Source organism: Bacillus sp. SN1 (genome assembly GCF_002796895.1).
In the GTDB taxonomy this organism is placed as follows: Bacteria; Bacillota; Bacilli; order Bacillales; family Bacillaceae; genus Bacillus; species Bacillus inaquosorum.
The window spans coordinates 1,162,725-1,181,286 of record NZ_PHIE01000001.1; the positions used below are offsets into that span (position 1 = coordinate 1,162,725).

Genomic DNA, 18,562 nt, shown 5'->3' on the forward strand with positions numbered 1-18,562 from the left:
TTTCCGTTCAACTGTACTTTTTTTCCAACCGTTCTTCTTCCTGGCGCTGGAGCGGGCTCAGCGGCTCATTATATAAATCGATATCAATTGCATATTTCGGCCGTCTTTTCACTTCAGAAAAAATCGTACCGATATACTCTCCGATGATCCCGATTCCCATTAATTGCAGCCCGCCCAAAAACCAAATGGAAATGATGAGCGACGCCCAGCCTGCATTTGTATGGCCGAGCAGTTTTTGAACGAACGCGCCGATTCCCGCCACAGCACTGACGAAAAGTAAAACAAAACCTAAAAGCGTAAAGAATCGAATTGGCGCAACACTGAATGATGTAATCCCGTTAAAAGCGAATGATAGCATTTTTTTGAGCGGATATTTCGTTTTACCGGCAAAGCGTTCCTTACGGTCATACAAGACTTCGGCTGATTTAAAGCCGATCATGGGAACAATGCCTCTTAAAAACAAATTCGCTTCCGGATAGCGCGCGAGCTCTTCAAGCGATCTTTTATTCATTAAACGAAAATCCGCATGATTATAAATTAATTTAATCCCAAGCTTATTCATGAGGCGATAAAACCCTAAAGCGGTCGTGCGCTTGAAAAAGGTATCGGTTTTTCTACTCCGGCGAACACCGTAAACGATCTCGCAGCCTTCATGGTATTTCAGCATGAAATCCCGGATCACAGAGATGTCGTCCTGAAGATCAGCATCAATCGAAATGACGCAGTCTGATCTGTTCTTCGCTTTATGGAGTCCGGCTAAAAGCGCTTTTTGGTGTCCGACATTGCAGGCTAATTTTAAGCCGGTAATCTTCTTGTTTCTTATGCTTTCCATGGCAATCAAGGCCCAGGTTCTGTCTTTGCTGCCGTCATCGACAAACAGAATTTTACTGTCTTCAGCAATTAATTTTTCTTCAATTAAGCCGTCTACAACCTCTGTCAGCTGACGGCTTGTCTCTTGAAACACTTCCTCTTCATTGAAACACGGAACGACGATGGTTAACACTGGCTGTGGCTGTTTCAATCGATATCCTCCTTATCTTGTTTCATATAAATAAATGCGCCAGGCGGAATCTTTATGGTCAAACGTCTTGACGAGCGCGAGATGGTTTTGGTCAGCATTCATGATCGGAACTGAAGAAAAAATGTAACGTCCGCCCATTTTTTTAAATACATCTGTATTTAATTCCAGATTGTTGATCGTTTTCTTCGAGTTCTTTTTAAAATCATACCGTTTACCGAGCTCGTTGACGAAAAGGTAGCAGCGGCTGCCCCATTCATCAAAATATTGTTTCAGCCGAGCGTTTTTTTCCAGCTCTTTTTCGATGATTTTCCTAAATTCATATTTATATGAGAGCGGGTACAGGTTGTTATACGTATCTAACGTGTAAAACCCGTTATATTGGGCGATAGACGGATGCAGTCCGATACTCGCCACCCTGTATGAATCTTGCGGACGCCCGATGTACTCCTTAATCTCTTTGAATTGCTCAGATGCATAAAACTCCCGGAATGTCGGCGCATTGTAGTGAACGCCATACGTATATTCTTCATTAAAAGGCGCCAATACCATCAGCTGTGCAGCCACAGCGGCATATACAAGCCATTTCCACCCTCTTCCCATTCGCCAAATGAGATATAAAGCAAGCGCAAAGCTCACATATATGACAAGCGGCCGCAGGAAATGAAAACGGGCAAAATTAAATTCAGCTAAAAAGGCAAATTTCTGCTTTGGCACCGCCCATATTTTGTTGAACCAAAACGCATACCATAAAGACAGTCCGTAATTAAGTACACATAAAAACAGATACACATTTTCCGGCTTTGTCCGGTTTCGCTTGAACAGCAAAGCTGCAAATAAAAGCAGCAGGATCGGGAGGATGACAACGGTGTGAACGGTCATCACATGATTATGGCCATAGACAAAGTTTTTTACGGATAGGCGGAGAGAATGCCAAACGTCATGCCTGGATGAAATAAATTCAATCCGATGCATCGGTGCGTGCGAGAACAGCATCGAATAAACGAGCCGGTACTCTACGAAAAGATAAATACTGGTCATAAAAGCAATACTGCCTAAGAACATCAAATTCCATCTTCTTTTTGTGATAGCATCATACAGCCAAAAGCACACCATTCCTGCCAAGAAAAAGAAGAACCCTAAGACAAAGCTTGAATATAAAGGAAGCAAACCGAGCGTCAGCCACTCTCTCCATGAGATATCCCCTTTTCGGATATTCAAAAAAGCCCACAATGCCAAAGGATATCCAAGCGTACTCAGCATTCCCGAAGGCCAGAAAGGTGTTAAGGCAAATGCCAGCGATACGCCAATTCGGATGAAAGCCGCCTTTGGCTCTGGGATCACATGCTTCTTCAGCAGCACATACATTCCAAAAAAAGCGACAACCCTTGTAATTGTCTGGCTTATTGCATAGGCAGTCATGGAAGAAAAGAAAGCATGCAGCCAAACAATTCCGCTCAACTCGGTGCCAAAGGCATCCCGCGGCAGCCCGTTAATGATTTGCGGAATGGCCGCGTCAACCTTGCCGACGATTTCTCCGCTATCAGCCAGCACCTTGTACCAAGCGATATTGGAATCTAAATTATCGTGGACGCGAATATGGGCATCTTCCTTTAAAATAAAAAGTGGAGATACATACAGCAAAAGAAGAAATAATGCGATCCAGAGATAATATGTTTCTTTTTTGTGTTGTCTCATCAATCGTAACATCGCTTACACATCCATCTGTTATTCTGACTCCATATCCGGCATGTTCTGCCTCATGTGTCAAAATTTATTATCCCTTTTCCCTTCTAAAACATTCATCGGATGACAATCCGTTTTTCAACCTGTCTCTTACCCATTAATTCCCGCTATCCAAAAGGCCCGATCACTTACTATACTGATAGGAGGGAGGGGATATATTTTGTTTACAATCTTACTTTCATTGGCCATACTCGTATGTGTGCCATTTATATATAAAGCGAAACGCAATACAAAAGATGTGAAGGTCAACACCATTTCAATTGATCAAAAAGACGGTCTTCCAGCCAGAAAAAAATTAAATATCCTTCATTTATCAGATCTTCACTTAGAAAACATTTCTGTTTCACCTGAAGAACTGTATCATTTAACAAAAAATCAGCCTGTGGACATTATTGCGCTTACCGGGGATTTTCTAGATCGGAAACGTAATATTCCGAAGCTGGCAGGTTATTTAAACGCATTGCAAAAGCTGAAGCCTGCATATGGAATGTACGCGGTGTTCGGTAACCATGATTATGTATTGAAAGAAAAGGACTTTCAGAGATTGAAGCGTGTTTTAGAGGAAAACGGCTGTATCACGCTGCAAAATGAACATGTTCAAATCGAGACAGCTGCAGGGCCTGTCAATATTATTGGCATTGATGATTACAGCACGAATCGCAGTAATATTATCGGCTCTTATCAAAATCTAGACAACGGCTATCATCTTGTATTAACACATGACCCTAACATTATTCTGGATATGAAAGATGTTCATTTTGACTACCTGCTGTCAGGCCATTTTCACGGCGGCCAAATCCACTGGCCAAAACCGTATCATTTGGTGAAAATGGGCAAGCTCGTGCGCATGAACATGATTAAAGGGCTTCATTATCACCAGGATAAGCCGTTTTATATCAGCGAAGGCTTAGGACAAACCGGTGTGAATATCCGTGTCGGAAGCCGCCCTGAAGTGACATTTCATCAGATATAATCAAAAAAGACTGTGCTGACCAAGGCATCAGTCTTTTTTTTGATAGGTTTTCTGAAGCTTTTCTTTCGAAATAAACAAATAGGATGTATTCGGTAAATGCCGCAAGCCCACTGGCTTTGACGTTAAATATAAAATAGGCATATGGGTTATCTTTTTAAAGCATTTGTAGAAAGGATTGGCAGGGGTGACCACATCAAAGCCGAGCCTTTCCACACCTTTGTCAAGCATTGTAATTCCCACGATTCCTTTAATTTTTTCACTTTTTTTATGATTGTTGATGTATTCCAATAATATCGGCATCGATTGATATACTTTTTGATAGATAATGATCCCCTTTCTGACTGCACTCTCTATGCCTTGCAGCTCCCTGATCAGCTTAATATTGTGCAGATGGATTTTAACGAGCACATCATTTTTTCTTATATGCGTTCCGTCGCTCAGTACGACATGATGCCCTTTGTACTTCGTCAGCCTGACTCGAAAGACGCTTTTTCGATCTTCGTCAATCAAGGTCAGCCTTGAAAAAAAGAAATAAAACGGGTCAATCACTCTCCAAATGGAAAGGAAACAGGTTTTCATCTCTTCACCTTCCTTATGATCAAAAATACCCTTATATTTTGTCATCGTTCTCCCCAAAATATAGTTGCCATATTTTTTAAGGAGGACCGTCATGAAAAACATTCTCATTTTTCCTTTTTTAAGCATTTCCACCGGACATCATCATGTCGCCGATGCCCTGCAGGCTGAACTGGAGTCACAAGGACTGGCATCTGAAAAAATTGATATCTTTTCACATGCGTATAGACGGTTAGAAAAACTATCCTCTGAGACATATTTAAAATGGATTCAATATTTCCCGAAAACGTACAGCGGCATTTACAGACTCCTTGCCTGCGGAGAATATCAGAATGACAAACGCTATACCATGTACGAATGGCTGTTCACACAACAAATGAGGCACATTCTCAAAGAAAAACAGCCTGATATCGCCTTCTGTACGCATGCGCTGCCTTCTTATCTGCTGAACCGCCTAAAGCCGGAATTTCCGAATCTGACGGTTGTGAATGTATACACTGATTTTTTTGTGAATCAATTATGGGGGCGGGAAAACATTGATTACCATTTTGTTCCGATCATGGATGTCAAGAAGCAACTCGTGTCTGAAGGAATCAATCAGAAAAACATATACTTGACCGGCATTCCCGTTCACCGGATGTTTGAAATGGGATCTGCAGACACCTGTCAGCATCATCCGCCCTATACCATCATTATTACAGGCGGCAGTATGGGGGTCGGGGGTATTTTAAAATGGGTTCAGGAGCTGTCGCCAGGCGGAAACATCTTATACAAAATATTATGCGGCAGAAACGAAAAGCTCTACTGCTATGTCAAAAGTTTAGGCCACCCTTTTATTGAGGCGATACCCTACCTTCACAGCAAAGCAGAGATGAACCGTTTATACGAACAGGCGTCAGGAATCATGACAAAACCCGGAGGCGTGACCATCAGCGAATGCTTACAGAAACGGCTTCCGGTATTTATTTATCATGCGTTGCCGGGCCAGGAGGAGATGAATTTGAACCTTTTAAAGGAACGGAAGCTTGTCACAGATATGAGAAACTGGGACATGCAGAAGGCAGAAGAACAGATTGCGGCATTTTTCCAATCGAATGAACAGGTGAACGAATACGAAAAACATGTCAATCAATATCTTGGTGAAATATCTGATCGGAAGATTGAAGATATTTTAAAAAGGATCATATAAAACAAAAAAACACTCTCCTGAAACAGAGAGTGTAACATGTTAACGAAACAGCAAATGCTGGCTGTGAATGCCTGCTTTCTTCAGCAGGACGATCAGCTGGTCCTGTTCATCAGGCGAAAGGCCTGAAAATGCTCTCGCTATACGCAATGCATGAATCGGATAAATTTTATCCAAATACTCATTTCCCTTGTCAGTTAAATGCGCGTAAACGGAGCGTTTATCTTTCGGGTCTTGCTCCCTTACTAAAAACCCGTTTTTTTCTAATTTGTCAATGACATATGTGACGTTTCCGCTCACAAGCAGAAGTCTCGACCCAATTTGCTGTAATTTTTGCGGGCCTCTTGTGTACAGGAGCTCCAGTACAGCAAACTCAGTCGGATTAAAGCCGTGCTCTTTGCTGTCACGGATACTATGTTCAGACACACTTTTGAAAGCCCTTGCAAAAACTCTGTACAAATTCATCGCACGCTCAACTTCTTCTTCGTTAAACGATAATCTCATCATATCTACCTCGTATATAGGATTTTTATAAAAAAATAATGAAAACCCTTACATATAATAAGAGTTCAGTCCCTTACTATATGTATTCGCTATAATTCGAGAAATTCCTTCTGAAAGCAAAAAAATCCTTATACATTATCTTGTATAAGGATATTTTTTGTGATTTGCAATGTTGCGGAAGAAATATGCGTATTCCTTTCGCAGTTCGGAAATCGTCATTTTGTTCATTATTTCTTTATTATAAACTCCGATTTGAAAGAGTTTTTCAGAATAATGGCTTCGTTCTTTTTCTAAAGCGGATTTCAATAAATTACTCATAGCGTCCTCCTTCATTTTGAGGTATCCTATACACAAGATACTCTATTTAAATGAACGTGGTATGAATCTAGTGTAAAGAATTTATGTTTACGAAGATTTTCGGTACAGTCCGTTTTGAACCGATCTTAATAGTTGAAAAGCATGTTCTCCGGCAAGCTGCATAAACGTCTCCAGCATTTCATCACGTTTGATATCCAACTCTATAATTTCTTTTGCCAGTGAGACCGCTTTTTCTTCCTCCATGATTATCCTTCCTCCTCATTGATTCGTTACATAAAGGATAAAACGCGCTTGTGTGTTACGCATTATTCTTGTTAATTTTTCTTCCGTATTTTTTCAAAAATCTTCTATTTCATGTTAGAAAATATGACAAGCGTCAGGTTTTTTCTCTTTGTTTTTTATATACTATTATCAAAAGACATCCAGGGGTGGAAAAATGACCACAGAAGATCATTCTTATAAAGACAAAAAAGTGATTTCAATCGGGATTGTCAGTGAATTGACAGGATTGTCCGTAAGACAGATCAGGTACTATGAGGAACGGAAGCTCATTTATCCGCAGCGGTCTTCAAGGGGAACGAGAAAATATTCTTTCGCCGATGTGGAGCGGCTGATGGATATCGCCAATAAGCGTGAAGACGGCGTACAGACGGCAGAGATTTTAAAGGATATGCGCAAAAAAGAGCAGATGGTAAAAAACGATCCGCAAGTGCGGAAAAAAATGCTGGAGGGGCAGCTTAATGCTCACTTTCGGTACAAAAACCGTTAAATGATAAAAGTCCGACTCGCAATTGAGACGGACTTTTTACGTTTATAATGAGTGTATGAATGCAGTGGCAATGCCAAAGTAAATTAATAAAGACAAAATATCGTTTAACGTTGTAATCAGCGGTCCTGAAGCGATCGCCGGGTCTACTTTCAGCTTGTGCAAAATAATAGGGATAATTGTTCCTGACATCGTGCCGATAATTAAAGTAAAGAGCAGTGAAGAGGCGACAACAAATCCCAGAAGTGCGTTCCCCTGCCATAAGATGGCGATAATCGCAATCAGAACAGAACAAACCGCTCCGATATAAATACTTGTTCTGAACTCCCGGAGGATCAAGCGTACAATCGTTTTTTTGTTCATTTCTTCTTTAGACAAACCTCTGATGACAACCGCGAGAGATTGTGTTCCCGTATTTCCTGTCATCCCTGACACCATCGGCATGAAAAACGCCAGCGCGACAACCTGCTGCAGCGCATCTTCAAAATAACTGATAATGCTTCCTGAAATCAGTCCGATAAACAAGAGTAAAATCAGCCATGGCAGACGCCGGTATGCCGCCACGTAAGCCTTTGTGTCAAAGGTGATGTCTTTACCGGAAGCGGCAAATTTTTCGTAATCCTCATCAGCTTCCCGAATGACGACGTCGATAATATCATCGACCGTTACAATGCCGACAAGCACGTTGTTTTCCTCCACAACCGGAATTGCCAAGAAATCGTAACGTTCAATTAGGCGGGCAACTTCTTCCTGATCCTGGAGAGCGCCTGCTGAGATGACGCGGGTAAACATTAAATCCTGCACCTTTTCTTCAGGTTCGCCTAGAATCAAATCGCGGTAAGAAAGTACGCCCACCAGCTGTTTGCTTTCATTGATGACATATAAGTAGTTGATTGATTCAGCTATTTCAGCAAAGCTTTTCAGTTTGACGACCGCGTCTTTTACCGTATAATGCTGAGGAATCCACACATACCGGTTTGTCATCATGCGTCCCGCTGAGTCAGCCGGATAATTCATCAAAAGCTGTACAGCCTTAGACTCTGATGCTTCCATGCTGGACAATAGCTGTTCCTTCAGTTCTTCGTCCATTTCTTCAAGCAATTGAGCAAGGTCATCGTTGTCCATTTTGTTCATCGCTAGTGTTGCTCTGGTTTTTCCGACTTTATTTAAGACGGCAAGCTGAAATTCACGTTCCAGCTCCCCGATCATATCAGTGATATCATCTACAGTTAAATAAGATAAATAGCGGGCGCGGTGTTTTTCCGGCATTTCTTTAAAAATAAATGCCATATCATAGGGCTGAAGCTCATCAATAACGCTTCTGAAATCCCTGATTTTCCCGTCTCGCAATAAAATAATGATGCGTAAAATGAGTTCGTCATAGGTCATGTTTTGAACCATCGGGACTCGTACCTCCTCTACGGAGACGTGCCGGCCTCGCCTGAAGGTGCGGCAGATCGTCTCCTCATCGTGTAATCAGTTGCCTTGCTGTCATAGTATATGGGTACTTCTTCAGATTGACTCGAATGGGGAGAATCCATACTCCGCACCTCCTTTGGTAAAATTCGTTTTAAAGGCATAAAAAAAGCCTTCGGGATTGAAGGAGAAAGAAGCACGGCAAAAAAGCGTGCGGGCGCCTTCAATCGTAGAGCTTTAGCACTGTATGGCATAGGATCAATCATCCAGCTGCGTTAAAAATCACCTTATGTCGATGATTTCTGTTGACCCATTGGCGTCTTTGGACATTTTTGGGCAGCAGCGTATCTCCATACAGGAGCCTCACCTAACGAAGTTCCTAATTGAATTGACACACTGAGATTACAGAAAAAAACAAGCTGTGTCAACTCAAAAAAGTAATAAATGCGCTTTCATCACAAATACGGAACAAAACAAGGGCCTAAGCCCTTATTCTGTTGTTTGCGTCTCATCATCTTCAGAGAGCAAATGATACGTTTCATGAAGAAATAAGGCGTACTCTCCTTCCTTCGTCGGATGAGGGACATATTCAGCCTGATTGATGTATTGCTCCTCTTTCTTTTCCATGCGTTTCGCCTCCTTTTCTATTTAGATTGTCCAAAAGAAGGTTTCTTATCATGAAAAAACCCCGCTGCTGCGGGGTTTTGATTAGTCGTCTATCTCCTGCTTAATGATATGTCCATCCTTTGCGGAAATCTCAAATTCCGCCTCAGTTCCTTGTTTCGTTTTGATCTCAATTTCATAGTTGTAAGCACCGTCGTCTTCGTCAAGCTTGCTTTCTGTTACGGTTCCATCTGTTTGCTTTAAGGCAATCTCTTCAGCCTCTTCTTTTGTTATGGCAACTTGTTCTGCTTTCTCTTTTAACGGGTCATTGAGCGCTTGTTTTGTATTGATATCTACATAAACGTCGTAGTCTTCACCGTCTTTTTGGATCTCGACTTCATAGACTTCTTTGCCGTTGTAAATGTCTCTGTCGATATCATCCACCGTGCCGTCAACAACCGTTTTGGCAATCGATTCTGCTTCCTGTTCAGTGAGTGCACCAGTCTTGGACGAAGCAGTCTGTGTGTTTTCATTGTTTTCTTTCGCAAACGCGTTGTAGCTGAATCCGCCGGCCGCTACACAGCCTGCTAATAGGCCAACCATCCATCTTTTCTTGAGCATATGTGATTCCTCCTTTGTTTTCGTATGAGTACAGTTTACACACTCAACATGAAAGGAAAACGAGAGAAAGATGAGAATTTGATGAGAAACCGTCAGTCTTCATACATAATGTTTGCAACTTTTCCGGTGTAGGCATTGATTTTAACTGTCGCTTCCTTATCATCCGGAAGATCAACATCCACTTCAAAGATGAGAGTGCCCTCATTTTCTTCGAGATCTGCGTCATCCGCTGTCCCGCCCGTTTCTCGCTCTGCAATTGTTTTGGCTTCTTTTTTCGTAATCGGTGTTTTTTGTTGATCTTCACTGCTGATTTGATCAGCCGACACGACTGCTTTTGCCTGCATATCTACCTTCACTTCGTATGTTTTTCCGTCTTCTTTTTGTATGGTATATGTGGCAACACGATTCTGTTGTGTTTGTTTTTTGACGGTTCCCGGCACCCGCTCAAGCGCGAGATGCTCAGCTTCTTTTTCTGTCATGGCAGATGGATTCATCGCTTTTACTCTGTTTATCGAAAGAATATCAGCCGATTTTGCGTCAGCTTTTATAAAATAAGTTCCCTTTGGATTTTCAAGGGTCATATCATATGTTCTTTTATTCTTTGATTGCGTTACTTTCGTGACCTCGCCTTCATAGGAGGCTTCGATTTTTTTTACGACAGCCTCCTTTGACAGTACGTCCTCGTGGGTTTGCCGAATGATGAGAACCGCACAGATGATGACGGCTAAAACCGCTGCTGCCGCAGCAGATACTGCTTTTATTGTTTTTTTCATCGGCCTCCCCCATTCTGTTCTCTGAATTGCATGGTGACAGCTGTTCCTTGGTCCGGCTTGCTTTTGACAGACAGCTCAATGCCGTGCTCATCGGCGATTTGCTTGGCAATGGAAAGGCCTAAACCCGTCCCGCCTGTTTTTCTGTTTCGTGCCTCATCCGCCCGGTAGAACCGTTCGAACAAGTGCGGGATATGCTCCTCAGGTATTCCGATGCCTTCATCCCTTACTGACAGAAACGGCCGTCCATTCCTCGTTCCGGCTGTCATTACAATGGCTTTTTCACTATACTTTATGGCATTATCGAGCAAAATGGTCAGCAGCTGCTTGATCCGTTCTTCATCAGCTGTTACAAGCAGGCTCTCCCTATCTGTTTCAAGCAAAATCTCACGGTGATAGACGGGCTGTAGCGTTTGCATAACGGCGCGTGACACTTCAATCAGATCGATTGTTTTCAGGTCAAGCTCGAGTCCTTTATGGCTTTTGGCCAGCGCCAGCAGCTGGTTGGTCAGTTTTTTCATATGCACCGCTTCTGAATGAATGGCTTCAATCGATTCCTCAAGCACTTCCGGCTTTTTTGCCCCCCACCGCTTCATTAGACTGCTGTAGCTTTCTATAATCGTGAGCGGGGTTTTCAATTCATGTGAAGCGTCTTGAACGAATTGCTGCTGTTTATCGTAGTGCTCTTTCAGCATCATCGCCATCTCATTAAATGTCAGCCCCATCTGATATAACTCGTCGTGCGACTGTCCTTCCAAGGAAATCGTTTTGAATGCTTTCTCCCGCTGTATATCTTTCATTGTCATCATTAATCGTCTGATCGGATTGATGATACGGCGGGCGAGCAAGCTGCCGGCAAAAAAAGAAGCGATACAGACAGCAGCACTTGCAGCGATTAAGATGATTTTCAAAAGAAACAGACTCTCCTCTGTGTTCTCGAGCCTTTCAACCAGCTGAAGAGATACCACTTGCCCATCGGTCCAAATAACCGGAACAGCGGCTTCAGCAAACAGTTTGCCGTCATGTTTCCTTACATCTGCCGTTTCCCCGCTGTGAAATGAAAGAGGAAAATCTTTAAACTCTTTTTCTTTTGTAATGGTCATGACGGCTTTTTGATCACCATTCACTACACGGACCATGCCATTTGCCGGAAGATAGGCCTGCAGCATGTCCTGCAAAGCCACTCCTTCTGTTTCAGCAGCATGCAGCGCTTCGGCAATGTTATCCGTCTCATCTGCAAGCCGGGCTGCATCCTTTGATGTCAGCGCGGATGAAAAAATGAGATAGACTGCGGTATGGACCAAAATTAATAAAACCAGCAGCGATATTGATGTGTACAGATGAATCTTGGTCTTCAGCTTCATCGTTTACCCCTTAATGGCATAACCGACCCCGCGAACAGTATGGATCAGCTGTTTTTCGTAAGGATAGTCCAGTTTTTTTCTGATGTATCTTATGTACACGTCCACGACATTTGTATCACCAATGTAATCAAATCCCCATACCGAGTTTAAAATCTGCTCCCGTGTCAGCACTTGCTGCGGATGTTTCAGCATATAGACGAGCAAATCAAATTCCCGGGGCGTTAATTCCACCTCTTTACCTCCGCGGCTCACTTCACGGGTTTTTTCGTTCACCCGCAAGTCGTCATATGTAAGAAAAGTGCCAATATCTTCTGTTTTTGGTCCATTTTGGCGCAGCGCCGCCCTGATTCTCGCAAGCAATTCCTCAATTTCAAATGGCTTTGTGACATAGTCGTTCGCACCGATGTCCAGCCCTGTTACCTTATCAGGAATACTGTCGCGCGCCGTTAATAAAATGACAGGTGTCTGCTGATCCGTTTTTCTCAAGCGGCGCAGCACCTCCAGGCCGCTAAGCCCCGGAAGCATGACATCAAGAAGCACCAGAGAATACCCGCCTTCCGCGGCCGCATTCAGCCCATCTGTGCCATCTTGTTTGATGGTGACGCTGTATCCTTCATATTCCAATTCAAGCTGAAGTACCCTGGCGATTTTTTCTTCATCTTCCACAATTAATATGTGCCCTTTTTCCAAAATCGATCATCCTCTCCTGTCCCATATATGAAAAAATGATTTCATTGTTTACAAAATGATTCTTATCATCTATTATGATGTCAAAATAAAAAATTGTATACGGAAAGCACTAGGGGTGCTGTTTTGGCTGAGATAAAGCGCGCAAACACGCGCTTTGATCCCTTATGACCCGATCTGGATAATACCAGCGTGGGGAAGTGCAGGTTGACCGAATGGTGTATTTTTTTGTGCGCTTAATCGATCTATGACTGCATATTCCCTTAGGATATGCAGTTTTTTATTTTACCAAAAAAACAGGAGGTCGGAGAAATGGATCATATTTGCGGTACAAGCAGAATCGCTGGTTTTCGCTTCTCTTTATACCCGATGACAGATGATTTTATCAGTGTGATCAAGTCTGCGCTGAAAAAAACCGACACATCTAAGGTTTGGACGAAAACCGACCATATCAGCACAGTCTTGCGCGGATCGATTGATCATGTATTCGATGCTGCCAAAGCCATTTATCTTTATGCGGCGAACAGCGAAAAACACATCGTCATGAACGGCACGTTTTCCATCGGGTGCCCGGGCGATACCCAAGGAGATACATATCTTTCCGCAGACGCCAAGCGTGTCAATGAAGATGCTGTCGGAAGCCTGAACGCGGAAGCACCATGCCAATTTGCGCTTTACCCGATGAATGAGCCGGATTATATGGGTTTGATCATGGAAGCTGTCGACATTGCGAAAGCAGAAGGCACCTTCGTACAGGGAGTCCATTACGCGAGCGAGCTTGACGGGGACGCGCATGACGTATTCAGAACACTGGAAGCCGTTTTCCGCATGGCTGAACAGCAAACAAACCACGTAACCATGACTGTGAATGTCTCGGCTAACAGTCCATCAAGAAAAAACAGAAAGCAGGGATAAAATGAAAAGCTGGAAAGTAAAAGAAATTGTCATCATGTCCGTTATCAGTATCGTTTTTGCCGTTGTTTATTTATTATTCACGCATTTTGGAAACGTACTTGCCGGTATGTTCGGTCCAATCGCTTATGAACCGATTTACGGCATTTGGTTTATCGTTTCTGTCATCGCCGCGTACATTATTCGAAAACCGGGTGCGGCGCTTGTTTCTGAAATCATTGCCGCTCTCGTTGAATGCCTGCTGGGAAATCCATCTGGCCCAATGGTCATCGTCATCGGCATTGTTCAAGGTCTCGGGGCTGAAGCTGTATTTCTCGCGACACGCTGGAAAGCATACTCTCTGCCTGTACTTTTGCTGGCAGGAATGGGATCTTCAGTAGCCAGCTTTATCTATGATCTCTTTGTTTCTGGCTATGCAGCGTATTCACCTGGTTATCTTCTCATTTCGCTTGTAATCCGTCTGATTTCCGGCGCGCTTCTTGCGGGGCTCCTCGGAAAAGCTGTCAGCGACTCTCTCGCTTATACGGGTGTGTTGAACGGAATGGCACTCGGAAAGGAACTGAAAAAGAAACGAAAACGGGTATCAGACAATGCAAGCCTTTGATGAGCTCCTAACGGTTGACCAGCTCAGCTTCTCTTATGAAGAAGACGAGAAACCGGTTTTTCAAAACATTTCGTTTGAGCTTCAAAAAGGAGAATGCGCTTTATTACTAGGGCCGAGCGGGTGCGGAAAAAGCTCGCTCGCCCTATGTTTAAACGGTCTTTACCCGGAGGCTTGCGACGGCATACAGTCCGGACATGTTTTTTTATGTCAGAAGCCGGTCACAGTCACAGACCCTGAAACCTCCGAAACGATTGCTCAGCATGTCGGAGTCGTTTTTCAAGATCCTGATCAGCAGTTTTGCATGCTGACGGTGGAGGACGAAATCGCTTTCGGGCTGGAAAATCTGCAGATTCCGAAAAAAGAGATGACAGAAAAAATTGATGCGGTTTTAGAAAAATTACGCATTACTTCTTTAAAAGAAAAAACGATATCCACTCTGTCAGGAGGACAAAAGCAGAAAGTCGCTCTCGCCTGTATTTTGGCGATGGAGCCTGAGCTTATTATGTTGGATGAGCCAACTTCTCTGTTAGATCCTTATTCAGCGCGGGAGTTCGTTCACATGATGAAAGACCTTCAGAGGGAAAAAGGCTTCAGCCTCCTCGTCATTGAGCACCAGCTTGATGAATGGACGCCTTGGATTGAGAGGACAATTGTGCTGGACAAAGCGGGAAAAAAAGCGCTGGACGGCCGGACAGAAGATCTATTTCAGTACGAAGCGGAGACCCTAAAGGAACTAGGCATCGCGATTCCAAAAGTGTGCGGCCTGCAGGAAAAACTCAGTATGCCGTTTACTCTATCAAAAGAAACGCTGTTTAAAGAACCTTTTCCTGCCGGGCATGCTGAAAAGAAGAAAGCTCCTTCTGGGGAAAGTGTGCTGGAAGTCAGCAACCTTTCATTCGCAAGAGGACAGCAGACGATTTTCAAAGACATTAGCTTTTCATTACGCGAAGGCTCTTTAACGGCGCTTGTCGGCCCGAACGGCACCGGAAAATCGACGCTCTTATCCGTCCTCGCCCGTCTGATGAAGCCGAAAAGCGGAAAGATTCTTCTATATGATAAGGCGCTGCAATCGTATAAAGAAAATGAACTGCGAAAACGAATGGGATTTGTTTTTCAAAACCCGGAGCATCAGTTCGTCACCGATACAGTGTATGAAGAGCTGCTGTTCGGCCAGAAAGAAGATGCTGAAACCGAGAAAAAAGCGCAGCACCTGCTGCATCGTTTCGGTCTTGCGCATTTGGCAGACCATCATCCGTTTGCAATCAGCCAAGGACAAAAACGGCGCCTGAGCGTCGCTACCATGCTCATGTATGACGTAAAGGTTTTATTATTAGACGAACCAACCTTTGGCCAGGACGCCCGCACGGCGGCTGAATGCATGGATATGATTCAGCGTATCAAGGAAGAAGGAACCGCTGTCCTTATGATTACACACGATATGGAGCTAGTCTCTTCGTATGCCGACAGCGTGCTTGTGCTTCACGATACGGGCCTGGCCTTTGACGGATCTCCCGCGCAGTTATTTTCTCAGGAAACAGGGCTTGTCCAAAAAGCAAAGCTCACCCTTCCCCTTCTATATGAATGGATGGCATATCAAGAGGAGGTGCGTGATGATGCAGCCGTTACATCTCATTAATCCGACAGTGAAAGCAGCGGCGGTTTTTTGCTGTGTTGTCATGCTGTCGTTTATTTACAATCCCTACACCCCTGCGTGTTTTTATATCATCATCGTGGCGAGTGTCCTATTAGCAGCCAGAATCCCATTGAAAAAATGGTTTTTGTTTACGATTCCGTTTTTGATTTTGGCATTCGGATGCGTATGGACAGCCGCTGTTTTTGGAAAGGTTCCGACAACCCAGGATAATTTCTTGTTTCAAGCCGGCCCTTTTTCGATCAACAGTGACAATGTGTCTGTCGGCATCTCTCTCGGGTTTCGTATTTTATGCTTTTCCGCCTTATCGATGATGTTTGTTTTTACGACCGATCCGATTTTATTTATGCTGAGCCTTATCCAGCAGTGCAAGCTTTCACCAAAGCTCGCATATGGCGTCATTGCAGGCTTTCGTTTTCTTCCGTTGTTAAAGGATGAGGTCCAGCTTATCCAGCAGGCTCATAGAATCAGAGGAGGAGCGGCGGAGAACGGCTTCAAAGAGAAAATCAGCGCGCTAAAGCGGTATACCATCCCGCTTTTAGCAAGCGCCATCAGAAAAGCGGAACGGACGGCGCTTGCGATGGAATCGAAAGGTTTTACAGGAAGCAGAAATCGGACATATTACCGGACGCTGACCGTGAACCGCCGCGACTGGCTGTTCTTTTGCCTCGTTCTCTTGTTATTCGCAGGATCTTTTCTCGTATCTTTATGTTTTTCCTCATAAAAAGCCGCTATTGTCGATAGCGGCTTTTTTTCTTATTGATGATAGTTTAATGCCTGGGCAAGATTGGTTTTAATTGTAATGTTCGAAAAATCAATCCCAAGCTGTACAGCGGTTTGCGCGATTTCAGGCCTGATTCCTGACAGGGTTGATCGGACACCGATTAAATTGAGCGCTTCAATTAATTTAAAGATTTGGTGCGCCACCATCGTGTCGACCACCACAACACCTGACAGATCGATTAACAGGTGCTCCACGCGTCTTTTTGCACAAGCATGAAGCGTGTTTTCCAGAATAAACTTTGCCCGTTCGGTATCAATGTCACCGACAAGCGGAAGCAGAGCTGTTGATTTGCTCAGGGTAATGACAGGCGAGCTTAATTCCAATATCATTTCTCTCTGGGCGTTTAATTGCTGTTTGGCATTCGTTTCAGCGTGATCGACAAATGTATAAATGGTAAAATCAAAGACTCTTACAATTAAATCGGCCCATTTTTGTTTCTCTCCCGGTTCAAACGCCGACTCGTTTTCTTCTGCGAACTTCTCAAAATACTTCGTATATAATTTCCGATTTCTCATAAACTCCCGAATGACGTACTGAACCGGAGTGTCAAGATGCTTTTGATCGTTTGTCAGCTCAATGACCCACTCTTGAAATTCTTCGAGAAATTGTTTTTCAGGTAAAACATACATGTAATTCAGATGCCGGTAAAATTCCCTGTCCTGCTCTTTCAATTCTTCCGTTACAGATGCATTATGTAAGGCGTAAAGCGAATTCGGATCACTTTCCTCCATCGTTTCAATCCATTCCTCGGCCATTTGCTCCACATGCTCTGAAAAAAACGCATATAATTTTTCATTCAGTTTCATCACACTGCTCCTTTCCCCAACACTATTATAACTTGACTTACAGCTGAATCCCAGTCAGACACGCCGAAACCATCCAATATTTTGAAAATTACTAATTCTTTGGGTTGTATCCTATTTTTTCAAAATGCTTCAAATGGCTCTGTCCGAGCGGTTGTTTTTTTCATATAATATGAGGCAACACCCTTGAATCCACTTGAAAGCATAAAAAAGGAGGGCTTTTTTATGAATGGTGAAATCCGCTTGATCCCGTATGTGACGAATGAGCAGATCATGGATGTAAACGAGCTTCCTGAGGGCATTAAAGTGATTAAGGCGCCAGAAATGTGGGCAAAAGGGGTAAAAGGCAAAGATGTAAAAATTGCTGTATTGGACACTGGCTGCGACGCAAGCCATCCTGATTTAAAAAACCAAATCATCGGCGGAAAGAACTTCACGGATGATGACGGCGGCAAGGAAGATGCGATTTCCGACTACAACGGACACGGCACACACGTCGCCGGAACAATTGCAGCTAATGATTCAAGCGGCGGCATTGCCGGAGTCGCGCCTGAAGCAAGCCTATTGATTGTGAAGGTTCTTGGCGGTGAAAACGGCAGCGGACAATACGAATGGATTATTAACGGCATTAACTACGCTGTGGAACAGAAAGTCGATATCATCTCAATGTCTCTTGGCGGACCGAGCGATGTGCCAGAGCTTGAAGAAGCGGTGAAAAACGCTGTGAAAAATGGAGTGCTTGTCGTTTGCGCAGCGGGAAATGAAGGTGACGGCGACGAACGTACAGAGGAGCTTTCCTACCCTGCGGCTTATAATGATGTGATCGCGGTTGGTTCTGTTTCCGTAGCTCGAGAATCGTCGGAATTTTCTAACGCAAATAAAGAAATTGATCTCGTTGCACCGGGAGAAAATATATTATCCACCCTTCCTAACAAGAAATACGGTAAGCTGACCGGCACTTCAATGGCTGCCCCTCATGTCAGCGGAGCACTTGCTTTAATTAAAAGCTTTGAAGAAGAATCGTTTCAAAGAGATCTAACTGAACCTGAGGTTTATGCGCAGCTGGTCCGCAGGACACTCCCGCTTGATATCGCAAAAACACTGGCAGGTAATGGATTCCTTTATTTAACTGCTCCTGATGAGCTGGCAGAAAAAGCAGAGCAATCACATTTGATGACCCTATAAAATTATTTTTCTCATATAATTTATGTCGTAATTTGTAAATAAAATTTCAAATTCTATGTTGACAACGAATTTGAA

At 43.6% G+C, this 18,562-nt stretch carries 21 protein-coding genes, 1 pseudogene and 2 riboswitches; of the genes and pseudogenes, 8 read left to right on the forward strand and 14 right to left on the reverse strand.

The genetic code is table 11. From position 1 onward, the window contains the following. Positions 1 to 7 precede the first annotated feature (7 nt). Positions 8 to 1,021: a glycosyltransferase family 2 protein gene (locus CVV77_RS05650; RefSeq protein ID WP_019258217.1), complete on the reverse strand. Its 1,014-nt coding sequence runs from the start codon at positions 1,019 to 1,021 to the stop codon at positions 8 to 10. Positions 1,022 to 1,033: 12 nt separating this feature from the next. Beyond that, positions 1,034 to 2,728, reverse strand: coding sequence for a DUF6044 family protein (locus CVV77_RS05655; protein ID WP_003239020.1), 1,695 nt, complete (start codon positions 2,726 to 2,728; stop codon positions 1,034 to 1,036). A 196-nt stretch (positions 2,729 to 2,924) separates the two neighbouring features. Here CVV77_RS05655 and CVV77_RS05660 point away from each other — a divergent pair, with 196 nt between their 5' ends. Continuing rightward, positions 2,925 to 3,737, forward strand: a complete 813-nt coding sequence (locus tag CVV77_RS05660; protein ID WP_100274815.1) for a metallophosphoesterase — start codon at positions 2,925 to 2,927, stop codon at positions 3,735 to 3,737. A 27-nt stretch (positions 3,738 to 3,764) separates the two neighbouring features. On the opposite strand, the gene CVV77_RS05665 is transcribed toward CVV77_RS05660, so the two are convergent. Next, positions 3,765 to 4,316, reverse strand: a complete 552-nt coding sequence (locus tag CVV77_RS05665) for a YkoP family protein (protein WP_100275145.1) — start codon at positions 4,314 to 4,316, stop codon at positions 3,765 to 3,767. A gap of 91 nt (positions 4,317 to 4,407) precedes the next feature. Between CVV77_RS05665 and CVV77_RS05670 the strand changes: the two are divergent. Further along, positions 4,408 to 5,537, forward strand: a pseudogene (locus CVV77_RS05670) (MGDG synthase family glycosyltransferase). Between the two features lie 4 nt (positions 5,538 to 5,541). Here the strand turns inward: CVV77_RS05670 and CVV77_RS05675 are convergent. The 3 genes from CVV77_RS05675 to CVV77_RS05685 all read right to left on the reverse strand — a co-directional run bounded on the left by CVV77_RS05675 (position 5,542) and on the right by CVV77_RS05685 (position 6,564). Next, positions 5,542 to 6,006: a MarR family winged helix-turn-helix transcriptional regulator gene (locus CVV77_RS05675; protein WP_075745657.1), complete on the reverse strand. Its 465-nt coding sequence runs from the start codon at positions 6,004 to 6,006 to the stop codon at positions 5,542 to 5,544. Positions 6,007 to 6,138: 132 nt separating this feature from the next. After that, on the reverse strand, positions 6,139 to 6,321 hold the full coding sequence (locus tag CVV77_RS05680) for a hypothetical protein (protein WP_019258212.1): 183 nt from the start codon (positions 6,319 to 6,321) through the stop codon (positions 6,139 to 6,141). An 87-nt stretch (positions 6,322 to 6,408) separates the two neighbouring features. Next, positions 6,409 to 6,564 (reverse strand): hypothetical protein, encoded by a 156-nt coding sequence (locus CVV77_RS05685; RefSeq protein WP_003218545.1) that lies wholly within the window; start codon positions 6,562 to 6,564, stop codon positions 6,409 to 6,411. 193 nt (positions 6,565 to 6,757) lie between these two features. Here CVV77_RS05685 and CVV77_RS05690 point away from each other — a divergent pair, with 193 nt between their 5' ends. Next, positions 6,758 to 7,090, forward strand: coding sequence for a MerR family transcriptional regulator (locus tag CVV77_RS05690; RefSeq protein ID WP_003239028.1), 333 nt, complete (start codon positions 6,758 to 6,760; stop codon positions 7,088 to 7,090). A gap of 42 nt (positions 7,091 to 7,132) precedes the next feature. On the opposite strand, the gene mgtE is transcribed toward CVV77_RS05690, so the two are convergent. The 7 genes from mgtE to ykoG form a co-directional block, all read right to left on the reverse strand. Continuing rightward, on the reverse strand, positions 7,133 to 8,488 hold the full coding sequence (gene mgtE, locus CVV77_RS05695; RefSeq protein ID WP_003239029.1) for a magnesium transporter: 1,356 nt from the start codon (positions 8,486 to 8,488) through the stop codon (positions 7,133 to 7,135). Positions 8,489 to 8,505: 17 nt separating this feature from the next. Beyond that, positions 8,506 to 8,628, reverse strand: a complete 123-nt coding sequence (locus CVV77_RS22320) for a hypothetical protein (RefSeq protein ID WP_003239030.1) — start codon at positions 8,626 to 8,628, stop codon at positions 8,506 to 8,508. Positions 8,629 to 8,718: 90 nt separating this feature from the next. Next, a riboswitch (M-box (ykoK) riboswitch) is annotated at positions 8,719 to 8,885 on the reverse strand. A 107-nt stretch (positions 8,886 to 8,992) separates the two neighbouring features. Beyond that, a complete protein-coding gene (locus CVV77_RS05700) occupies positions 8,993 to 9,130 on the reverse strand; it encodes a transcriptional regulator SplA domain-containing protein (RefSeq protein ID WP_003218541.1) in 138 nt (45 codons plus the stop codon). A gap of 81 nt (positions 9,131 to 9,211) precedes the next feature. Continuing rightward, positions 9,212 to 9,727, reverse strand: coding sequence for a PepSY domain-containing protein (locus CVV77_RS05705; protein WP_019258211.1), 516 nt, complete (start codon positions 9,725 to 9,727; stop codon positions 9,212 to 9,214). A gap of 92 nt (positions 9,728 to 9,819) precedes the next feature. Then, positions 9,820 to 10,500 (reverse strand): PepSY domain-containing protein, encoded by a 681-nt coding sequence (locus tag CVV77_RS05710; RefSeq protein ID WP_100274816.1) that lies wholly within the window; start codon positions 10,498 to 10,500, stop codon positions 9,820 to 9,822. Next, positions 10,497 to 11,861 carry a two-component system sensor histidine kinase YkoH gene (gene ykoH / locus CVV77_RS05715; RefSeq protein WP_084995292.1) on the reverse strand — a complete coding sequence of 455 codons (1,365 nt, stop codon included), beginning with the start codon at positions 11,859 to 11,861 and terminating at the stop codon, positions 10,497 to 10,499. Before ykoH ends, CVV77_RS05710 begins: the two co-directional genes overlap by 4 nt. Positions 11,862 to 11,864: 3 nt before the next feature. Beyond that, positions 11,865 to 12,551, reverse strand: coding sequence for a two-component system response regulator YkoG (ykoG, locus tag CVV77_RS05720; protein WP_019258208.1), 687 nt, complete (start codon positions 12,549 to 12,551; stop codon positions 11,865 to 11,867). Between the two features lie 101 nt (positions 12,552 to 12,652). Beyond that, a riboswitch (TPP riboswitch) is annotated at positions 12,653 to 12,764 on the forward strand. A 96-nt stretch (positions 12,765 to 12,860) separates the two neighbouring features. On the opposite strand from ykoG, the gene CVV77_RS05725 reads away from it, so the two are divergent. Genes CVV77_RS05725 through CVV77_RS05740 form a run of 4 tightly spaced genes read left to right on the forward strand, consistent with a single transcriptional unit; the run spans position 12,861 to position 16,439 of the window. Further along, positions 12,861 to 13,463 carry a YkoF family thiamine-binding protein gene (locus CVV77_RS05725; RefSeq protein ID WP_100274817.1) on the forward strand — a complete coding sequence of 201 codons (603 nt, stop codon included), beginning with the start codon at positions 12,861 to 12,863 and terminating at the stop codon, positions 13,461 to 13,463. Between the two features lies 1 nt (position 13,464). Next, positions 13,465 to 14,064, forward strand: a complete 600-nt coding sequence (locus CVV77_RS05730; protein ID WP_019258206.1) for an ECF transporter S component — start codon at positions 13,465 to 13,467, stop codon at positions 14,062 to 14,064. After that, positions 14,051 to 15,700: an ABC transporter ATP-binding protein gene (locus tag CVV77_RS05735; protein WP_100274818.1), complete on the forward strand. Its 1,650-nt coding sequence runs from the start codon at positions 14,051 to 14,053 to the stop codon at positions 15,698 to 15,700. The genes CVV77_RS05730 and CVV77_RS05735 overlap by 14 nt, the downstream gene beginning before the upstream one ends. Beyond that, positions 15,675 to 16,439 (forward strand): energy-coupling factor transporter transmembrane component T family protein, encoded by a 765-nt coding sequence (locus CVV77_RS05740; protein WP_084995284.1) that lies wholly within the window; start codon positions 15,675 to 15,677, stop codon positions 16,437 to 16,439. The genes CVV77_RS05735 and CVV77_RS05740 overlap by 26 nt, the downstream gene beginning before the upstream one ends. 32 nt (positions 16,440 to 16,471) lie before the next feature. Here the strand turns inward: CVV77_RS05740 and rsbRB are convergent, their stop codons facing one another. After that, positions 16,472 to 17,305 carry an RsbT co-antagonist RsbRB gene (gene rsbRB / locus CVV77_RS05745; protein ID WP_003239045.1) on the reverse strand — a complete coding sequence of 278 codons (834 nt, stop codon included), beginning with the start codon at positions 17,303 to 17,305 and terminating at the stop codon, positions 16,472 to 16,474. Between the two features lie 222 nt (positions 17,306 to 17,527). Between rsbRB and isp the strand changes: the two genes are divergently transcribed. After that, positions 17,528 to 18,487 (forward strand): serine protease Isp, encoded by a 960-nt coding sequence (isp, locus tag CVV77_RS05750; RefSeq protein WP_003239048.1) that lies wholly within the window; start codon positions 17,528 to 17,530, stop codon positions 18,485 to 18,487. Positions 18,488 to 18,562 lie beyond the last annotated feature (75 nt).

What these genes read in the sequence shown, in the direction of transcription:
- CVV77_RS22320 (WP_003239030.1), bottom strand. Translation starts at nt 8,628, where the DNA reads ATGGATTCTCCCCATTCGAGTCAATCTGAAGAAGTACCCATATACTAT.
- CVV77_RS05725 (WP_100274817.1), top strand. Translation starts at nt 12,861, where the DNA reads ATGGATCATATTTGCGGTACAAGCAGAATCGCTGGTTTTCGCTTCTCT.
- CVV77_RS05690 (WP_003239028.1), top strand. Translation starts at nt 6,758, where the DNA reads ATGACCACAGAAGATCATTCTTATAAAGACAAAAAAGTGATTTCAATC.
- CVV77_RS05735 (WP_100274818.1), top strand. Translation starts at nt 14,051, where the DNA reads ATGCAAGCCTTTGATGAGCTCCTAACGGTTGACCAGCTCAGCTTCTCT.
- mgtE (WP_003239029.1), bottom strand. Translation starts at nt 8,488, where the DNA reads ATGGTTCAAAACATGACCTATGACGAACTCATTTTACGCATCATTATT.
- CVV77_RS05740 (WP_084995284.1), top strand. Translation starts at nt 15,675, where the DNA reads ATGATGCAGCCGTTACATCTCATTAATCCGACAGTGAAAGCAGCGGCG.
- CVV77_RS05680 (WP_019258212.1), bottom strand. Translation starts at nt 6,321, where the DNA reads ATGAGTAATTTATTGAAATCCGCTTTAGAAAAAGAACGAAGCCATTAT.
- rsbRB (WP_003239045.1), bottom strand. Translation starts at nt 17,305, where the DNA reads ATGAAACTGAATGAAAAATTATATGCGTTTTTTTCAGAGCATGTGGAG.
- CVV77_RS05655 (WP_003239020.1), bottom strand. Translation starts at nt 2,728, where the DNA reads ATGTTACGATTGATGAGACAACACAAAAAAGAAACATATTATCTCTGG.
- CVV77_RS05705 (WP_019258211.1), bottom strand. Translation starts at nt 9,727, where the DNA reads ATGCTCAAGAAAAGATGGATGGTTGGCCTATTAGCAGGCTGTGTAGCG.
- CVV77_RS05700 (WP_003218541.1), bottom strand. Translation starts at nt 9,130, where the DNA reads ATGGAAAAGAAAGAGGAGCAATACATCAATCAGGCTGAATATGTCCCT.
- CVV77_RS05685 (WP_003218545.1), bottom strand. Translation starts at nt 6,564, where the DNA reads ATGGAGGAAGAAAAAGCGGTCTCACTGGCAAAAGAAATTATAGAGTTG.
- CVV77_RS05730 (WP_019258206.1), top strand. Translation starts at nt 13,465, where the DNA reads ATGAAAAGCTGGAAAGTAAAAGAAATTGTCATCATGTCCGTTATCAGT.
- CVV77_RS05710 (WP_100274816.1), bottom strand. Translation starts at nt 10,500, where the DNA reads ATGAAAAAAACAATAAAAGCAGTATCTGCTGCGGCAGCAGCGGTTTTA.
- isp (WP_003239048.1), top strand. Translation starts at nt 17,528, where the DNA reads ATGAATGGTGAAATCCGCTTGATCCCGTATGTGACGAATGAGCAGATC.
- CVV77_RS05665 (WP_100275145.1), bottom strand. Translation starts at nt 4,316, where the DNA reads ATGAAAACCTGTTTCCTTTCCATTTGGAGAGTGATTGACCCGTTTTAT.
- CVV77_RS05675 (WP_075745657.1), bottom strand. Translation starts at nt 6,006, where the DNA reads ATGATGAGATTATCGTTTAACGAAGAAGAAGTTGAGCGTGCGATGAAT.
- ykoH (WP_084995292.1), bottom strand. Translation starts at nt 11,861, where the DNA reads ATGAAGCTGAAGACCAAGATTCATCTGTACACATCAATATCGCTGCTG.